Below are 1,713 nucleotides of genomic sequence, written 5' to 3' on the forward strand. Positions count from 1 at the left end.
CCGACGCTTTCGATGCTCAGCCCGTGCGTGCGCTGGAAGTACTCGGGTAGCCAGTACATGAATCCCCAGAACATGAAGCCCCAGGAGAAGAAGCCGATCGCGACGAGCCAGAGGTTCCAGTTCGCCAGCAGGCCGCCCTGGTTCGCAACGCGCGGGAGTGCGTCGGAGGTGTTGCCCCGCCCGCCGGCGATGTGGGCGCGTTCGCGGTCACCTGCGTACGGGCTCTGGCCGGGAGTGTTGCGCAGCAGCCAGAAGGCGAGCAACGCCCACACCACGCCGACGCAGCCCATCACCCAGAACATGCCGCGCCAGCCGGTCAGGCCGATCAGCTGCGTCAGCAGCGGACCGCCGATCAGCAGGCTGCCGGACACCGCGACCCCGCCGATCAGGGACAGGGCGAGGCCCTGCTCGCGCGGCGGGAGCCAGCTGCTGACCAACCTGGTCGCGCCGGGCAGCGCGGGCGCCTCGCCGACGCCGAGGACCATGCGGATCAGCAGCAGTCCGGCGAACCCGCCCGCCAGCGGGATCAGCGCGGTGGCCAGCGAGAACAGCACGATGGCCGTCAGCAGCACGCGGCGCGGGCCGAACCGGTCCACCAGGAACCCCGACAGGAACGTGAACACCATGTACCCGACCGCGAACGCGCTGGAGATCGCGCCGTACTGGGTGGTGCTGATGCCGAACTCGTCCTGCAGCGGGCGGACCGCGAACGACACCGCGCTGCGGTCGATGTAGTTGATGACGATCAGCGAGACGACTAGTCCGATCGTGATCCAGCGAAAACGGGTGGTGGGCATGTTGTCGTCCCTCGGTCGTCAGTCGGTGAGCTGGTCGGTGAGCGTGCTGACCGCGGACAGGTCGGCCAGGCCGTAGGTGAGTTCGGTGATCCGCTCGGCGCGCCGGCCGGTGACCGCGCGGGCGGCGTTGCGGCGGAACTTCGTGGCGAGTTCTTCCGCCGAGAGCGGATTGCCGTCGCCACCGCGGTTGTGCGTGACGCGTTCGGTGAGTTCGGTTCCGTCGCGCAGCCGTGCGCGCAGCACCGCCGGGAATTGGTGCGGGAAGATCTCGTCGCACTCCGCGTCGGGGACGCAGGTGACCTTCGCGGCGAGCGCGAGTCGTTCCGGATCGGCGGCCGCGGCGTCGGTGAAGTCCTCGTGGAAAAGCCCTAGCCCGCCGCCGCCGAGCAACGCCGCCGCAACGGTGTAGGGGCCGGAGAAAGCGGCGTGGTAGCCGGATTTCGGGGCGGTTTTCTCCTCGCGCGGTTCGCCGATGGTGCGCAGGACCGCGGTCGGCGCGCGCAATTCGATGCTTTCGATCTCGTTCGGCGCCACGCCCCGCGCGCGCAACCGCAGCGCGGCGTCGACTCCGGCGTGGGTGAAGTGGTTGCAGGGATACGGTTTGAAGAAGATGCCGGGCAGTTCCCAGTGCTCGCCGAGTCCGTCGAGCAGCGCGTCGAGGTCGGCCTGGTCGCCGCAGAAGGCTTGCAGCAGGCCGAACCTGCCTTCCAGCACGGTCGGCGGACCGGTGATCCCGGTGCGCGCGAGGCCCGCGGCGGTCACCGCCGAATGCGCGGCCCAGCCGCAGTGCACCCGTTTGACCGTGCCGCCGGTGCGGTTCGCCTCCAGCAGACCGGAACCCATGCTGGCCGCGACGCCGAGCGCGTCCGCGATGCCCTCTGCGTCCACATCGGACAACATCGCGGCGGCCGCGGCG

2 protein-coding genes are annotated in these 1,713 nt (G+C 70.1%); both read right to left on the bottom strand.

The window, feature by feature from the left end; genetic code table 11:
- The coding region (locus IJH84_RS05245) for an MFS transporter (RefSeq protein WP_295140941.1) at positions 1-797 on the bottom strand (797 nt) is incomplete at its 3' end.
- An 18-nt stretch (positions 798-815) separates the two neighbouring features.
- The coding region (locus IJH84_RS05250; protein WP_295140943.1) for an MmgE/PrpD family protein at positions 816-1,713 on the bottom strand (898 nt) is incomplete at its 5' end.

Origin of the sequence: Saccharopolyspora sp. (assembly GCF_017434145.1) — a bacterium.
GTDB classification, from domain to species: Bacteria; Actinomycetota; Actinomycetes; order Mycobacteriales; family Pseudonocardiaceae; genus Saccharopolyspora_C; species Saccharopolyspora_C galaxeae.